The following is a 16,344-nucleotide window of genomic DNA, read 5'->3' on the forward strand; positions in this document are numbered from 1 at the left end:
TCAGCGCACGATCTGACTGGCTTCATGCACGAGTTGCGCGTAAAGCGCATGCCGTTCGCGACGAATGCGTCCATCGGCCACGGCTTCGAGAATCGCGCAGCCGGGCTCGTGCAAATGATGGCAGTTGTAGAAGCGGCAGTTCGGCAGCAGCGGCCGGAACTCCACGAACGCGCGTTCCAGCTTGCCCTCGGTCAGATGATGCAAACCGAATTCCTGGAAGCCCGGCGAGTCGATCAACGCGCCGTCTTTGCCTTTACCGTCTGCATCGGGTAACGGATAAAGCCGCGTGAACGTGGTGGTATGCCGTCCACTGTTCAGCGCGGTCGAGATTTCGCGCGTGGCAATGTCGGCGTTGGGAATCAGCAGATTGACGAGCGTCGATTTGCCCATCCCGGATTGGCCGAGCAGCAAGGTCGAATGACCTTGCAGATGTTCGGTCAAGACAACGCGAGCTTCATCGGGCTGCGTTCGGATCGAGACTTCCAGCACCGTATAGCCGAGCGCGCGATACGGCTCCAGCCGCTTGCGCGCGCCCTCCAGTTCGCCGGTCACATCGGTCTTGTTCAGCACGATCAAGGGCGTCAACTCGTTCGCTTCGGCTGCGACCAGCGCGCGCCCGAGCAGATCTCCGCTGAAGTGCGGCTCGGTCGCGAGCACGATCAACAGTTGATCGAGATTCGCGGCAAACAGCTTCGACTTGTACTGGTCCGAGCGATACAGCAGATTGCGCCGCTCGCCGATTTCGACGATCACGCCTTGATCCGCGGAAGTCGGCTCGTACATCACGCGATCGCCCACGGCCACTTCGCTGCGTTTGCCGCGCGGGAAGCACTGAAGCATGGGGCTGCCGTCTTCCGGCGCGACCAGATAGTGGCGACCGTGCGCAGCCACGACGATGCCGCCTACGCGCGTGCTGGACGGCGCGCGCGGCGCTTTCGGGGCGCGGCTCATGCGTGCCGCAGCAAACGGTCGATCCGCTGTGATGCCGGCGGATGCGAGTAGTAGAACGCGGTGTAAAGCGGATCGGGCGTCAAGGTCGACGCGTTGTCCTCATACAGCTTGACGAGCGCGTTGACGAGGTCCTGCTTGTCGGTCTGGGTCGCGGCGAAGGCGTCGGCTTCGAACTCGTGCTTGCGCGAGCTCAGACTGCCGAGCGGCGTGACGAAGAACAGGAACACCGGCAGCGCGAGGAAGAACAGCACCAGCGCGAGACCGCTATTGCCGCCGATCAGCGACGGCCGCACGCCCAGGCCTTCGTAGAACCACACGCACTGCGTGAGCCAGCCGAGCAGGGCGAGCATCGCGAGGCTGATCGCGAAGGTGACGAGCATGCGCTTGATCACGTGACGGCGTTTGAAGTGGCCGAGTTCGTGCGCGAGCACGGCTTCGATTTCATTACCCGACAGACGCGCGAGCAGCGTGTCGAAGAACACGATCCGCTTGGCCGCGCCAAAGCCGGTGAAATACGCATTGCCGTGCGCCGAACGACGGCTGCCGTCCATCACGAACAGGCCCTTGGCGGCGAAGCCGCAGCGCTTCATCAGCGCCTCGATGCGGCTTTTGAGCGCTTCGTCCTTGAGCGGTTCGAACTTGTTGAAGAGCGGCGCGATGAACGACGGATACAGCACCAGCACGAGCATCTGGAACGCGACCCAGACGATCCACGTCCACAGCCACCAGAAGCTGCCCGCCTGGTTCATCAGCCACAGCACGACGAACAGCAGCGGCAGGCCGAACGCGGCGCCGAGCACCACGCCCTTGATACGGTCGATAAAGAAGATGCCCTTGCTCATCCGGTTGAAGCCGAAGCGCTGTTCGACCACGAACTGGCGGTAGTAATCGAATGGCAGATCGATCACGCTGGTGATCGCGATCACGGCCGCGACCAGTGCGATCTGACCGAGATAGCCGCGGCCGAGCCAGTCGGAGAGGCCGAGGTCCAGCGCCTGCACGCCGCCCAGCAGCGTCAGGCCGATCAGCACGGCCGCGCTGACGACGATCTCGATCATGGTGAGGCGGGTGCGCTCGACGGTGTAGTCGGCGGCGCGCTGGTGCGCGCTCAGCGCGATGGTGCCGGCAAACTGGCTCGGCACCTGCTCGCGATGGCCGGCGACGAAGCGGATTTGCCGCGACGCGAGCCACAGTTTGGTGCCGACCATCGCCACGACGGCGACGACGAACAGAACAGTGAAGTACAGGGTGGGCATCCGGGGATTCCGTGGTATCTATGCGAGAATTATATGTTTCTTCCCGCTTTGCAGCGGGGCATGCGTTCAAACGCGCTCAAACCGATCTCATACGAACATTCGCCGCGTCGGGCGGGCTTCCCGCGAAGCCTTCCGCGCGGCCACCAGGGTTGCCTTCATGACTGACATCCTCGCATCCACCGAACAGCCGCCGCTCGTGCGCAGCGACATGAATCTCGTCTGGCTGGACATGGAAATGACCGGGCTCGAACCGGATTCCGACCGCATCATCGAAATCGCGGTGGTGTTGACGAATTCGACGCTCGATCGGCTGGTCGAAGGTCCGGTGCTGGCCATTCATCAAAGCGACGAGACGCTCGCCGGGATGGATCAGTGGAATCAGAATACGCACGGTCGCTCGGGCCTGATCGACCGGGTGAAAGCCTCCACGGTCAGCGAAGCCGATGCCACCGAGCAGATTCGCGACTTTCTCGGTCAATACGTGCCGCCCGGCAAATCGCCGATGTGCGGCAATTCGATCTGCCAGGACCGCCGCTTCATGGCGCGCTGGATGCCGGATCTGGAACGCTTCTTCCATTACCGCAATCTCGACGTCAGCACGCTGAAGGAGCTGTGCCGCCGCTGGCAGCCGGCTATCTACAAGGGTTTTCAGAAGCGCGCGATGCACACCGCGCTGGCCGACATCCACGAGTCGATCGACGAACTGAAGTACTACCGCGAGCACTTCCTGATTCCGTCGGCGCCGGATGCCGAAGCCGGCGCGCAATAAAAACAAGGGCGCGCCGGGCTGAGCCCGCGCGCCCGAGTCGACGCCCAAGCCTAAGCCTGCCGGGGCGCGCGCACCGCGCTCTTCGGCCGGAACGCCTTCACCATGTCGGCGTTGGTTTCCACATACGGCCCGCCGATCAGGTCGATGCAATACGGCACCGCGGCGAAAATGCCCGGCACCGTCACCGCGCCGCCTGCTTCGGCGTCGCGCAGACCTTCGAGCGTTTCCTTGATCGACTTCGGCTGACCCGGCAGATTGATGATGAGCGCCGCGTGTTCTGCCGTTTCCCGGATCACCGCCACCTGACGCGACAGAATCGCGGTCGGCACGAAATTCAGGCTGATCTGCCGCATCTGCTCGCCGAAACCCGGCATTTCCTTCGTGGCGACCGCCAGGGTCGCTTCCGGCGTCACGTCGCGGCGCGACGGCCCGGTGCCGCCCGTGGTCAGCACCAGATCGCAGCCCACTTCGTCGACCAGTTCGACCAAGGTCGCGGAAATAGTCGATGCGTCGTCCTGAATCAGACGGGTGACGACCAGCCACGGCGAGGCCAACGCCGCGCCCAGCCATTCCTGCAAGGCCGGGATGCCTTTGTCTTCGTACACGCCGGTCGACGCGCGGTCGCTGATCGACACGAGGCCGATCACGATTTCGTCGGGATGCCCGCGAGGTTGCCGGGGTGACTGGGCCGGCTGGTCAGTCGTCGCGGTCGTCATCGTCGTCGTCCGGGGTGGCGTCGGCGTCGGAATCGGTCTCGGCAGACGGGCCGTCGGCGTTCTTGATCCACTGGAACAGTTCGCGGAAATAGCGCGGCGGCTTGCTCTGCTGCGCTTCCTTGCGGGCGTTGCGGATCAGCGTGCGGCCTTGCTGCGGATCGGCGTTCGGGTGCTGACGGATGAATTCGGTCAGCGCGGCGTCGTCGGCGAGCAGTTTTTCGCGGGTGCGCTCGATCCAGTGCAGCTTGGCCGTTTCCGCCTTGTTGACGCCGTTATAGGTGTCGAGCGCGGTGCGCAGCGCGGCGGTTTCCTCGTCCAGCAGCGAGCGCATCACGCGGCCGACGTACTGCACCTGGCGGCGCTTGCCTTCATGGTCGGTGATGCGGCGCGCTTCGCGCACGGCGTCGTCGAGCTTTTCGGGCATCGGCATGCGCTTGAGCGCGTCTTTCGGGAGCGCGATCAGCGCCGTGCCCAGTTCCTGCAACTCGTGCATGTCGCGCTTGAGCTGGGACTTGCTGGGGCGGTCGTAACCGTTCTCGTCGATTTCCGGCTCGGCGGATTCGATAGGTTGAATGCGGGTTTTGCGTGTCATACCGATATTGTAGCGTGCCGCGCCCGCCGCACCGCCCGCGCTGCTGTGCAGCAGCCCGCGCGCGGCGATTGCCAGGTAGGCTCGCGCGTACCTTGCTATGATCGCGGGATGCGTGACGAGGCACACGAGCACGCACTCGAGCACGACCATGAGAGCACCGGCACGCGCCCACGTGCGTGACCGGTGCGAACACCCAGGGCCGCTCGGCCCCGAACAGGACGGCAACGACAATGGCAGCAGACATGGACGTCAAGCAGCGCTTTTTTCCGCATACCCAGGATGAACTGAAGGAAATCGCCTCGGACATCCTTCGTCACGCGAAGTCGCTCGGCGGTACCGACGCGGCAACCGAGATTTCCGAAGGCGACGGGCTGTCCGTCTCCGTGCGGCGCGGCGAAGTCGAGACGATCGAACACAACCGCGACAAGATGGTCGGCGTGACGGTGTTCATCGGCAACAAGCGCGGCAACGCGAGCACCTCGGACTTTTCGTCGCAAGCCTTGAAGGACACGGTTGCGGCGGCCTACAACATCGCGCGCTTCACGGCCGAAGACGATTGCGCGGGCCTCGCCGAAGCGGACCTGCTCGAAAACCATCCGCGCGATCTCGATCTGTATCACCCGTGGAATCTGTCGGCGGATGAGGCGGTCGAAATTGCCCGCCGCTCGGAAGACGCGGCGTTCGCCACCGATCCGCAGATCAAGAACTCGGAAGGCGCGAGCGTCTCGGCGCAGCACTCGCAGTTCGTGCTGGCCACTTCGCGCGGCTTCCTCGCAGGCTATCCGTATTCGCGCCACTACGTCGCGTGCGCACCGATCGCGGGCAGCGGCCGCAACATGCAGCGCGACGACTGGTACACGTCGACGCGCAGCGCCGGCGACCTGGCCGATCCGGAAGCGGTAGGCCGTTACGCCGCACAACGCGCGCTGTCGCGCATCGGCGCGCGCAGCCTCGACACCCGCAAGGTGCCGGTGCTGTTCGAAGCACCGCTCGCCGCCGGCATCCTCGGTGCGTTCGTGCAGGCTACGAGCGGCGGCGCGCTGTATCGCAAGACGTCGTTCCTGGTGGATAGCCTCGGCAAGCCGGTGTTCGCGCCGCATATCCAGGTGGTCGAAGACCCGCATGTCGCACGCGCCATGGGCAGCGCGCCGTTCGACGAAGAAGGCGTGCGTACCAAACAGCGCTCGGTGGTGAAAGACGGCGTGGTGGAAGGCTATTTCCTCTCCACCTATTCGGCGCGCAAGCTCGGCATGCAGACCACCGGCAACGCGGGCGGCTCGCACAACCTGTCGTTCAAAAGTTCGCTGACGCGTCCGGAAGACGACTTCGAGGAAATGCTGCGCAAGCTCGGCACGGGCCTGTTGCTGACCGAACTGATGGGGCAGGGCGTGAACTACGTGACGGGCGACTATTCGCGCGGCGCGTCGGGCTTCTGGGTCGAGAACGGCAAGATCCAGTATCCGGTGGAGGAAATCACGGTGGCGAGCACGCTGCAGGAGATGTTCCACCACATCGTCGCGATCGGCGCGGATACGATCACGCGCGGCACCAAGCAAACCGGCTCGGTGCTGATCGAACGGATGACGATCGCCGGGCAGTAAGCGGCAGCTGAAAACAAAAAAGCCACGCAGATCATTGCGTGGCTTTTTTTATCCGTGCGCGCCGGGCGTTGACCTCAACCTCAAGCGCTGCCCTTGCGCGTATACGTCACGAACGCGTAGTCGAAGTCGTTCGGCGCATCCGCGCGATGCGTTTCGTGCGCGACTTCTTCCCACTCGTTTTCGTCGAGTTCGGGGAAGGTGGCGTCGCCTTCGAAATCGGCGGAAATCTCGGTGACGATGAGCTTGTCGGCCTGGCGCAAACCTTCCGCGTACAACTGCGCGCCGCCGATCAGAAACGCCTCCGGCGCCTGATCCTGAGCGGCCAGTTCGAGCGCGCCTTCCAGCGTGGTGGCCATGTCGCAGCCCTGGAAGCGCCGCGTGGCGTCGCGCGTCACGACGATGTTGCGGCGACCCGGCAACGGCCGGCCGATCGATTCATGCGTCTTGCGGCCCATGATGATGGGCGCGCCCATCGTGGTCCGCTTGAAGAACGCGAGGTCTTCCGGAAGTCGCCAGGGCAACTGGTTGTCGCGGCCGATCACGCCATTGTTGGCGCGAGCGACGATCAGGGTGAGCGTCGTCATCGAGTGGAAAGGGGAACGTAACCGGATCGATTCTACCTGAGGCGCGGAGTGGGGCCGCCAACCCCACCGTTAGCCGGTCACCGGATCGTCTCCCGCCAGTGCCAGCTTCTCGTCGGCCGCGCTCAGTTCGCGCAGGCCGTGCTGACCCATCAGCCGGTACAGCGTGACGCGCGAAATGTTCAGATCGACCGCCGCCTCGTTCAGCCGATGACGATGTCGCAGCAACGCCGCTTCGATGGCCCGCTTCTCGGCGGCCTCGCGCGCTTGCGAGAGCGTCACGCTCTGCTGCGCGGTGAAGTGGGCGAGGTCGAGGTCGTCGGCGGAAATCAGTTTGTTCTCCGCCATCACGATGGCGCGGCGCACGCGGTTGATCAACTCGCGCACGTTGCCCGGCCAGTTGTAGTTGTAGAGCGCCTCGATCGCCGACGGCGTGAAGCCGCGAATCTTGCGCGCGCTATCGGTCTTGAACTTGCCGAGAATGTGATGCGCGAGAATTTCGATGTCTCTGCCACGCGCGCGCAATGGCGGTTCGTCCACGCGCAGCACGCACAGCCGGTGAAACAGGTCGGCGCGAAAGCGCCCGTCGCGCATCGCGTCTTCCAGATCGACGTGAGTCGCCGACATGATCCGCACGTCCACCGGAATCGATTCGCGGCCGCCCAGGCGCTCGATCTTGCCTTCCTGCAGGAAGCGCAGCAGGCTCGCCTGGCTTTCCAGCGGCAGGTCGCCGATTTCGTCGAGCAGGAGCGTGCCGCCGTCGGCTGCTTCCACGCGGCCGATCTTGCGCTGATTCGCACCGGTGAAGGCACCGCGCTCGTAGCCGAACAGTTCGGATTGCAGCAGGTGATGCGGAATCGCGCCGCAATTGATCGCGACGAACGGCGCTTTACGACGCGGCGAGCGTTCGTGGATCGCTAACGCGGTGAGTTCCTTGCCGGTGCCCGACTCGCCGGAGATGAACACGCTGGCATCGGTGTTCGCCACCTTGCGGATGGTACGAAAGAGTTGCTGCATCGCTTCGCAGGTGCCGACCATTTCCTCGTCGCCGGAATCGCTGGTAGGCGGCGTGAGTTCGGGTTCGCACAGCGTAACCATGCCGAACGCATGGCCGACCAGATAGTCGACGCTCGCATGTGCCACCGGCATCTTCACGAAGTCGAAGCAGTAGTGGCGCACGAGCCGCCGCACCAGCGGATCGTTGAGCCGTTCGCTGGTGGCGAGCGCGATCCAGCCGACCTGCTGCTGCCGCAGACTCGCTTCGAGTCCGGCCAGATCGCGCGGCGGAAAGCTTGCCAGATCGACGATGCCGGCGCAGGTCAGGTCGGGTTTCACGATTCGCCCGAGTTCATGCGCCGAGCGCGCCGCCGCGACCTGCCAGCCGCGACTTTTCAGATGCGCGATCAGCGTCTCGTCCGGCGTGCGCGCCACGTATAGCAGCAGCCGATCGGCTTGCGCACGATTGAGAGGCGTCGCGCCGCCCATTGGCGACACGACGGCCGCGGCCCGGGCCGCTGGCCGCCCGGTCGGCGCCTCGGCGGGCCGGGCCACCGCCTTCTCCGGCGGCAGCGCCAGCGCGAGATGCGAGCCCGCTCCGGCTACCGGAGTCACACTGGTCAGATGAGGTGATTCACGCACGTTCGACCTCGTATCGTTGTCACGTCAGAAGGTATAAGGGAACCGCACGCCGACCACGAAGTTCGGCGCGTCGGGCGTCAAGCCGACGGACACCGAGCCGTTGATGGTCAGATGCTTGTTCACGACGTGGTTCAGACCGAAATTCAGCGCGGCGGCGGTGGTTTCGCTGCCCGGCACTTTTTCGTATGAGCCGCCCGGCGCGCGCGTCTTCGATTCCGGCTCGAGCGCCATGGTGTAGGAGATGCTGGCCGAGTCCTTGTCGGAGAACGCGAGCGCGACGCCGCCGCCGAATTGCACGATGTCGCCGAGCTTGACCGTCGCCGGCTGGGTCTGGCCTTGTACCGACGAGATATCCGCAAACGAACGGGCGATGTTGTAGGTGTACGACAGGCTGCCGAACAGCACGACCGGGTCGTAGGTCTTCAGCAGCGAGACGCCTGCCGTGACGTTCCAGAAGCCGGTGCCGGTGGGCAGCTTGTTCGGCGCCACCAGGTTGGTGTTGTTGTCGTCCACCTGCACGAGCTTTTCGCCGAACGGCGAGGTGCCGGTCGGGGCCTTGAAGCGCAGACTGCCGACCACGTCGGGCAGGCTGTTGGTCTCTTTCAGGAACTGGTAGTAGATCCCGAAGTTGACGTCGCCGATGGCGCTGCCGTTCACCGACGCATCCGACAGCGTGCTCGCCGCACCGCCCGCGCCGCCGACGATGAAGTTGCTATGCCGGTAGATGTACGGCACGTCGACATCGACGCTGATCCGGTCGGTCAGGCCGTAACGGGTGTCGAGATCGGCCATTACCTGGTGCGACTTGGTCTCGCCGAGGTTGATGTTGCCGAGGAAAATCGCGTCGAGTGCGAGGAAGCCGGACAACTGCAACTGGCGGCGATCGTAGTACGTGTCGCTGATGCCCCAGTCCATCGTCAGCTTGTGGTCGAACAGCGGCGCGTGTTCGCGCTGCACGACCGCTTCTTCGGCTTGCGTGCGCACCGGTTCGGAAGCCTTCTGGGTCTGCCCGATCGCGCCGCTGCCGTCGGTCGCGGCGGGCAGGCCGCCGGCGCTGTTGCCCTCGGGCGGCGGCGGATTGACCGGCACACCGGTCGCGGTGCCCGTGGTGCCGCCCGGCGCGGGCGCGCCGGGATTCACCTGGGCGAGCGGCGGCAACGGTACGGGCAGGCCGTCCGCGCCGGGTTGCTCGGCCACCGCTTCGCTGCCGGCGGGCGCGCCGTAGCCCGGCATGCCGCGGCCGCGTTGCGACATCTCGAGATTGGTGACTTGCCGCTCGAGCGAATGAATCTGCCGCTGCTGCTCGTCGACGACGCGCATCAGGGTAGTCAGACGGTCTTCGACGGATTGTCCCGCGAGCGCCTGCGCGTTCGCACTGTGTGAAAAGGCGAAGAGCATGACGGCGGCCGGAATGGCCGCGAGTGCCACGCGAGGCGCCCTGGTCGTTGAAAAATTCTTCATTTTGTATTCCCCCGGTGTTCCGGCTGCGCTCCGCGAACGGCTGACGGCGTGCGACCGTATCTGTGCTGCTGGTCCTTCAGTGGCGGGTGGCGGCCCGCATCGTTATCTCCGGTTTTGCAGAGCTTGTAGTACGCCTAGCTGACGGACCATCGAAGCTGACATTTGCTGCGTCTGCAAATGCAACTGCAATGCGTTGGCGACTTGCTGGTTATTGCCTGCAATCTGAAGCAACTGGGCGATTTGCCCGTTCCCTGGTGCAATGGTCTGGGTAGCGAGCCCAGCCGGTGTCTGCAGCGCGACGCTGATGCCGTTGCTGCCGAACGAGATGCCGGCTTTTACCGAGCCGGTCGAATTGCTGGCCGAGGCCGACGGGGCATTGGCGGTGCCCGCGACGTTCAAGGTGTTGCTGTTGAAATCGATGAGTGCGGAGTTGCTGCCGCTGTTCCGGTCGCCCGCTACCTGCGTGACTTGCGACACGCCGTTGACCGAAATACTTTGCCCGCCGTTCGTCTGCGCGTTCGGATTGGCCCCGGAGTTGGCGGAACTGCCGGTGCCGCCCGTGACGCTCGCGAGCGTATTGACGGATGTGACGACCTGGCCGACCGTGTTCTGAACCGCGGAGAGCGTGCCTTGGGCGAGGGCGGTCACGCCGTTGGGCAGTTGCCATTGCGACAGCACGTTCAGAACGAAGCCGGAAATCATCATGCCGCCAACGCCGCGGCCGGTCTGGGTGGCCAGCACGTCGTCGTCGACCATCTGGACCTTGAGTGCGGCGGTGCCCGCGTCGTGAGCGGCGAGAAACTCGGGCAGCGGGGGCGAGCCGGTAGCCGATGCTGCATGGACGTTGCTGCTCAGGCCGCACATCACCGTGCAGATTGCGAGCCCGAGTCGTGTGAGTTGTTGCTTCATGGTTGGGTCAGAACAGGTCTGCCTTGATCAAGCCGTACTCGACAAAGGGAGTCGCCGCCGTGCCGTTAGCCAGTGCGTTGGCGCGCAGCTTGAGCGCGAGCGACTCGTTGTCCTGCAAGAGCGGTGAATCCTCCCTGAAGGGTTTGCCGAGGACCGCGAACACGAGACCGTTCCAGGTCTTCGCGAAGTCCTCTTCGAGCACGATGCGATTGCCGAGCGCCGGGTCCGCGATGAAAACGCGGCCATCCTGGGCGTGCTTGACGATCACGAAGTGCTCGTACCCGTCGATGTTCATCAGAACCATCACGGGTATCTGCAAGTGCTGGAGTGCGTCGGCGGTGACGCGAAAGCCGCGGCCGCGCAAACCGATGGTCTCGACGAATTTCTTCATGTCGAGCATGGAGAAGCCATTTTTGACGACCACTTCGGGCGTGGAGAACACCATCATCCGGCGAATCAGTTCGGTCTCCGGAATATCGATGCCATAGCCGTATTTGAGGAGCGTTGCGAGCGCTGCCGCGCCACAGCTGTAATCGAACTGCTGATTGACGATGTGGTTGTAACGGATGTCCTTCATCGAACGAACCGTCTTGGTCAACGGCACGCCGGCGAAAGTGGACGTGTCGATGCTCGACTGCGCGTAGGTCTGGTCCGCGCACAGCGTGCAACCTGCCAGCGCCACGATGAAACGTAGCGCCGGGAACCCCTTGAACCCGGACATGCTGGTCTCCCGCTTATGTACGCGCCGGCCGCTCTACGGCTGCCGGCGCGTCCTCCCTTCTTTTATGGCTTCCGGTGCCTGCCGTCAGCTTACTTGCCGCTGTTCAGCGCAGCGATCGCCAGACCGTTGTGCTGCAGGTTGCCCGCACCGCCGGCGATGTTCACGCCGATGTTGCCCGACGCGCCGGCCAGCGAGTTGGCGCCCAGCATCGCGGTGCCCTGGAATTGACCCGTCACCTTCATGTTGGCGTTTTGCGAGTTGTCATCCGTGGCGACCATGGCCGTGGTCAGCGCATTGCCCGGGTTGGTCGTCGTGACGGAACCGGCGAGGCTGTTGTTCTGCACGTTGCCGATACCCGAGGCGACGTTCACCCCGACATTGCCCGTCACACCCGACAGCGAACCATCACCGATCGACGCATTCAGATTGAAGTTGTTGATCCTGGCGGTGCCGGCCGATGCCTGCGAGCTGAAGATCTGCGCGTTGCCGAACACGTTGCCGGTATCCACCGAGGCGAGCGACACGTCGTTGCTCTGGGCGTTGCTGATACCTTCGGTGATGTTGATGCCGAGGTTGCCCGACACGCCGTTGGCGGCGTTCGTGCCAGTCGTGGCGGTCAGCGTGCCGGCCGTTTGCGTGTTGGTGTGCTGCGTCACCGAACCGGTGGTCGTCACGTCGGTCGTCGCGAGGCCCGCGTCGATGCTGAACGCTACGCCGTAGGCGTCCGTGGAGGACGACGAGCTCTTGGTGTAGCCGGACGATTGCTCGCCGACTGCCGCGTAGCCCGAACCCTGATTGGCGTTGTAGCTCCATGCCTTGCCTTGGCCCGAGCCTTCCGTGGCTTCGAAGCCGCCGGCGACACCCGAGGTGTTGGCGTAGCTCGATTCGTTGTAGCCGGCATGCAGGCCGCCGCTCGCATGGATCGAATTCGGGCCGACGTTCACGCTGCCGCCGATCGAGCCGCCCGCTGCAATGTGGCCGCCGGAGTTCTGGCTGGTGTGGCTGAAGCCGCCTTCGGTGCCGGCTGCCTGCTGGCTGTACTGATAGCCGCCACCCGTTACCGAGCTGCTCTGGTTGCCGTAGGCGTAGCCTGCCGACGCCTGGTAGCCCTGCGAGTCCGACGACTTCGACGTATGGCTCTGGCTGAACGCGATGCCCGCGGTGCCGCCGCCGACGGCCGTCGACGTGTTGTTGTTGACCGTGGTCGTCACGCGGCCGCTCGTGTAGCTTTGAGCTTGCGGGTTGAGCGTCGCGTTGACGTTCACCGACTGGCTGTTGTTCACCACTGCACCGGCCGTGCTCGATACGTGCACGCAACCATACAGTCCGACCAGACCTTCGACGCCGACTTCTTCGCCGATCAGCGTGGCATTGAACAGGTAGGCCTTTTGCGGTGCGGCAAATGCGCTGCTGGAGGCGGCGACGAGTACGGCTGCGGCAATAAGAGTGCGCTTCATGATTCGCTCCGATACTTTAAGTGTGGTCAGTTAAAAAAAGTGCCCGCCGGGGGACGGAGCACAAAACTGTTTGCCGTGGTGTTACCGGCGCCGGCTGCCTGGTTGATCTGCACGATCCCGCTGACGTTCTTGAAGGCATCGCTGGAGATGTTTGCCTCGCGTACGCTATGAACCCCGATGGATTGACCCAGACTTCCGTTTTTCGGGGCCGTCGCGGATAGCTCCCCATCCGAGACGGTCTCGACTCCGAGCGCCGCAGTCCCGATCTGGGTGCTGTTGCGCTGCAGATTCCCTGCTCCGGCGGACTGGTTCACCAGTACCGCGCCGGATGTATTCGAAAATGCGTTGGCTTCGATCGAGGCACGTGCATTGGTCAGCTTCGCCGCCGCCGTCGCGCTCTGCACGCTGGCGTTGTCGTTGCCGACCAGCGCGCCGTTCGATAACGTGATCTGATTGGCCTGGACGTTGTTCAGGCCGGCTGTTTCGTTGACCACCAGCGCGCCCGTCACACCGGCCGCGGCGCCGTTGCCGATGGTCGCGGTGGCGCCGACGACCGGCACCGCTTGCGCGTGTGCATGGCTCGCTACGAAGGCCGCGCCGCTCACGAGGACGCACAGGGCCGCATGCAGCGGACGAATCGGGCGCGCGTTCATTTCATGCCCCCGAGTGCGCCGCCCAGCGCATTGGTCAGCGGAGCCAGCGCGCCCGTCACCGAGGAGGTGATGGTGCCGCCGATGCCCGGCGCCGGCAGGCCGATGCCGCCGGAGTTGAGCGCGATGTTGTTGCCGGTCGCCTTGCCGCTCAGGATCTGCGTGACCGCCTGCATGCCGGAGCCGCCCAGCACACCGCCTTCGACCACGCCGCTCGACCCGTGCGCATTCGTCAGATCGGTGTCGCCCACGAGCTGGGCAATCGCCGGATTGAACGTATTCGCCGGGAAGGTGGTGGCGCGCACCGCGACCGGGTCCTGACTTTTCGGCACCGGGATGAAGGCGTCGCGCGGCGTGACCGTGCGTTCGACGATGATGTCGCCCGGATTGACGGCTTGCTGGGCGACGGCGTCGGCGGCAAAACAGGCGGTGAGGACGGCGGCGACGGCGGCGCTTGCCGTGAGCAACCAGGGCGATAACGCCGCCGGCAACCTGATGGCGCGCGGCGTCTGGATGGAAGTAGTCATGTCGTCGGTCCCTGCTCTTGTCTCGTTAGCGCGTGGTGTGTGCGGTCCGCCACAGCCATCTGTTTGCTTTGTTAATTTGTTCGGCTACTTTCTTTGGTAGCTGGCGACGTTGCCTTGCGCCGAGCGCGCCGCGTCGACTGGAATCGGCAGCGGTGAGGACGGCGGGGCAATCTCGTCCCACAAGGTCACGTTGTTGCCAGCGCCGTTGCCGCGCATCAGCTGCGGCGTGGCGGCGACCATCAACATGCCGACCGCGCCGCCGCGTTGCCGCGAGAGCGCCTGGTCGTCGAGCGAAAAATCGTTCACTTGTGCACTATCGGCCGGGAGGTTGCGCATCGTGCTGGCCAGCAGACGGATCTGGCCGGCAACGCCGATCACGGTGTCCGAAGCGGCCGGCACGGTGAACACGGCATTGCTGAATCTGGCGGGTCCGGTATCGGCGTTTTCCGCCAGCGTGGCGGACAGGGCCGGTGCGGCGACCTGTGCCTGGGCGCCAGCGGGCAGCACGATCAGAGCGATGGCGGCGCAACAGGCGGCGCGATTTGCGATGCTGCTCAGGTCGATGCGGAAAGCGAGTCGCATGATGTGTCTCCTTGGTGCACAGCATTTAGCGAAACGTGTGCCACCGCTCGCAATCCGTTGATGGTTCTGGATGCGGCCCATTACCTCGGGCAGAAGATCGGCAAAATCGGACAGAAATGTTTCAGCGCTGAAACGGCAGGCAGAAAATACCTGGAATTTGTTAATCGCGCCGGAACGAACTACCTTCGGGTGAACGCCAGGAAAAGCGCTTCCACAAATGTTTTATTCCTCCGCTGAATAATTATTTATCGGCCGCTATGCCTTTCTGGATAAGGAATCCCCGATTAAATTCGCATATTTGTTTTCCAAGCGGCGCGCGTATAGTAAGCTCTCGAAAAAGAGCTTCAGATTTAAAAAAGCCCGCTAACGGGCCGTCTCAAACACACACGCCGCTTTCTTGGGGATCAGCTGTCCGCACGGAATGGAATGGCCGTTCGGTTTTTGCTATTTCGCGAATCCCGAACGAGTCAGCGTGTCTGAATTTTGGTTCAGGTGCGTGCGTCATCCTTAACGTTCGTTGACGAGAGGATCTGAATAATGGAACCCGCAACGCGGCAACTGATTTACGTTTCACGCGATCCGAGCGCGGAACTGAATACCCGCTTTCATCAACGCGGCTGGCATGTCGAAGTGGTGGGGTCGGCGCGCGACGTGCGTCGGGCGGTTCGCGCCGGAATGGCGGCGGGCGGCTTGCTGGATTTGTCTAGTGATTTTCAGCCACACGAGATTGCTGCTTTCGAATCCTGTCTGACCATGCCGAACGTCGGCTGGGTCGCGGCCACCATGCCGGGACAATTGCAGGACGCAGCGCTGCGCCGGCTCGTGCGCGACTACTGTTTCGATTATGTAACGGTGCCTTATTCAGGCGACAGGATCGTCGATTCGGTCGGCCATGCATACGGCATGATCTCGCTGGGCGAGCCCGCTTCGAACGATGCCTCGCAAGGCGCCGAAGGCGAAATGGTCGGCTCGTGCGACGCGATGCTCGCGCTGTTCCGTTCGATCCGCAAAGTGGCGATGACCGACGCACCGGTGTTTATCTCGGGCGAGTCGGGCACGGGCAAGGAATTGACCGCGGTCGCGATTCACGAGCGCTCGGCACGGCGCAATGCGCCGTTCGTGCCGATCAACTGCGGTGCGATTCCGCCGCATCTGCTGCAATCCGAATTGTTCGGCTACGAGCGCGGTGCGTTTACGGGCGCCAATCAGCGCAAGATCGGCCGGGTCGAGGCGGCCAATGGCGGCACACTGTTTCTCGATGAAATCGGTGACTTGCCGCTCGAAAGTCAGGCGAGCCTGTTGCGCTTTCTGCAGGAACGCAAAGTGGAGCGGCTGGGCGGGCATGGCGCGATCGACGTCGACGTGCGCATCATTTCGGCCACGCACGTGGACATGACCGCGGCGATGATCGAAGGACGCTTTCGCTCCGATCTGTATCACCGCCTGTGCGTGCTGCAGATCGACGAGCCGCCGCTGCGCGCGCGCGGTAAGGATATCGAACTGCTTGCACGCCACATGCTGGAACGTTTCAAGAAAGATGCAAGCCGCCGTTTGCGCGGCTTCGCGCCGGACGCGATCGCGGCGCTGCATAACTACGGCTGGCCGGGCAACGTGCGCGAGTTGATCAACCGCGTGCGTCGCGCGATCGTGATGTCGGAAGGGCGGGCGATCACGGCGCGCGATCTGGAACTGGCCGAGTACGTCGAGATCGTGCCGGTGTCGCTCGCGCAGGCGCGCGAGGCGGCCGAACGGCAGGCGATCGAACTGGCGCTGCTGCGTCATCGCGGACGTCTGGGCGACGCGGCGCAGGAGTTGGGCATTTCGCGCGTGACGCTGTACCGGTTGCTGTGCTCGCATGGCATGCGCCATATGGAAGGCGAGCCGATGGCTGCGCCGCACGGGGATTTGCCGGCCTCGGTGCCGCATCTTTAAG

Annotated in this window: 16 protein-coding genes; 3 read left to right on the forward strand and 13 right to left on the reverse strand. The window is 64.0% G+C overall.

Annotated features, from left to right (window positions below):
* A complete protein-coding gene (gene rsgA / locus FQ705_RS02075) occupies positions 1-951 on the reverse strand; it encodes a ribosome small subunit-dependent GTPase A (protein ID WP_144137809.1) in 951 nt (316 codons plus the stop codon).
* Positions 948-2,207: a M48 family metallopeptidase gene (locus tag FQ705_RS02080; protein ID WP_144137810.1), complete on the reverse strand. Its 1,260-nt coding sequence runs from the start codon at positions 2,205-2,207 to the stop codon at positions 948-950. The genes rsgA and FQ705_RS02080 overlap by 4 nt, the downstream gene beginning before the upstream one ends.
* A gap of 157 nt (positions 2,208-2,364) precedes the next feature.
* On the opposite strand from FQ705_RS02080, the gene orn reads away from it, so the two are divergent.
* The gene (orn, locus tag FQ705_RS02085; protein ID WP_144137811.1) at positions 2,365-2,976 is read left to right on the forward strand and encodes an oligoribonuclease; all 612 of its coding nucleotides are present in this window, start codon (positions 2,365-2,367) and stop codon (positions 2,974-2,976) included.
* Between the two features lie 50 nt (positions 2,977-3,026).
* Here the strand turns inward: orn and mog are convergent, their stop codons facing one another.
* Positions 3,027-3,692: a molybdopterin adenylyltransferase gene (gene mog, locus FQ705_RS02090; RefSeq protein ID WP_144137812.1), complete on the reverse strand. Its 666-nt coding sequence runs from the start codon at positions 3,690-3,692 to the stop codon at positions 3,027-3,029.
* The gene (gene yjgA / locus FQ705_RS02095) at positions 3,673-4,284 is read right to left on the reverse strand and encodes a ribosome biogenesis factor YjgA (protein ID WP_144137942.1); all 612 of its coding nucleotides are present in this window, start codon (positions 4,282-4,284) and stop codon (positions 3,673-3,675) included. Before yjgA ends, mog begins: the two co-directional genes overlap by 20 nt.
* A gap of 230 nt (positions 4,285-4,514) precedes the next feature.
* Between yjgA and pmbA the strand changes: the two genes are divergently transcribed.
* Complete coding sequence (gene pmbA, locus FQ705_RS02100; RefSeq protein ID WP_144137813.1) at positions 4,515-5,885, forward strand: metalloprotease PmbA; 1,371 nt, start codon at positions 4,515-4,517, stop codon at positions 5,883-5,885.
* An 80-nt stretch (positions 5,886-5,965) separates the two neighbouring features.
* Here the strand turns inward: pmbA and FQ705_RS02105 are convergent, their stop codons facing one another.
* The 9 genes from FQ705_RS02105 to FQ705_RS02145 form a co-directional block, all read right to left on the reverse strand.
* Positions 5,966-6,469 (reverse strand): dihydrofolate reductase, encoded by a 504-nt coding sequence (locus FQ705_RS02105; protein ID WP_144137814.1) that lies wholly within the window; start codon positions 6,467-6,469, stop codon positions 5,966-5,968.
* Positions 6,470-6,538: 69 nt separating this feature from the next.
* On the reverse strand, positions 6,539-8,104 hold the full coding sequence (locus FQ705_RS02110) for a sigma-54 dependent transcriptional regulator (RefSeq protein ID WP_144137815.1): 1,566 nt from the start codon (positions 8,102-8,104) through the stop codon (positions 6,539-6,541).
* 24 nt (positions 8,105-8,128) lie between these two features.
* Positions 8,129-9,565 (reverse strand): hypothetical protein, encoded by a 1,437-nt coding sequence (locus tag FQ705_RS02115; protein ID WP_144137816.1) that lies wholly within the window; start codon positions 9,563-9,565, stop codon positions 8,129-8,131.
* Between the two features lie 102 nt (positions 9,566-9,667).
* A complete protein-coding gene (locus FQ705_RS02120) occupies positions 9,668-10,474 on the reverse strand; it encodes a peptidase C39 (protein WP_144137817.1) in 807 nt (268 codons plus the stop codon).
* A 7-nt stretch (positions 10,475-10,481) separates the two neighbouring features.
* Positions 10,482-11,195, reverse strand: a complete 714-nt coding sequence (locus FQ705_RS02125) for a C39 family peptidase (RefSeq protein ID WP_144137818.1) — start codon at positions 11,193-11,195, stop codon at positions 10,482-10,484.
* Positions 11,196-11,284: 89 nt separating this feature from the next.
* Positions 11,285-12,652 carry a hypothetical protein gene (locus FQ705_RS02130; RefSeq protein WP_144137819.1) on the reverse strand — a complete coding sequence of 456 codons (1,368 nt, stop codon included), beginning with the start codon at positions 12,650-12,652 and terminating at the stop codon, positions 11,285-11,287.
* Between the two features lie 26 nt (positions 12,653-12,678).
* Positions 12,679-13,305 (reverse strand): hypothetical protein, encoded by a 627-nt coding sequence (locus FQ705_RS02135; protein ID WP_144137820.1) that lies wholly within the window; start codon positions 13,303-13,305, stop codon positions 12,679-12,681.
* Positions 13,302-13,829, reverse strand: a complete 528-nt coding sequence (locus tag FQ705_RS02140) for a hypothetical protein (RefSeq protein WP_144137821.1) — start codon at positions 13,827-13,829, stop codon at positions 13,302-13,304. Before FQ705_RS02140 ends, FQ705_RS02135 begins: the two co-directional genes overlap by 4 nt.
* A gap of 84 nt (positions 13,830-13,913) precedes the next feature.
* Positions 13,914-14,411 (reverse strand): hypothetical protein, encoded by a 498-nt coding sequence (locus FQ705_RS02145; protein ID WP_144137822.1) that lies wholly within the window; start codon positions 14,409-14,411, stop codon positions 13,914-13,916.
* A gap of 537 nt (positions 14,412-14,948) precedes the next feature.
* Here FQ705_RS02145 and FQ705_RS02150 point away from each other — a divergent pair.
* Complete coding sequence (locus FQ705_RS02150) at positions 14,949-16,343, forward strand: sigma-54 dependent transcriptional regulator (RefSeq protein WP_144137823.1); 1,395 nt, start codon at positions 14,949-14,951, stop codon at positions 16,341-16,343.
* Position 16,344: the final 1 nt, after the last annotated feature.

It is taken from the genome of Paraburkholderia sp. BCC1884, from assembly GCF_900996225.1.
Lineage (GTDB): Bacteria > Pseudomonadota > Gammaproteobacteria > Burkholderiales > Burkholderiaceae > Paraburkholderia.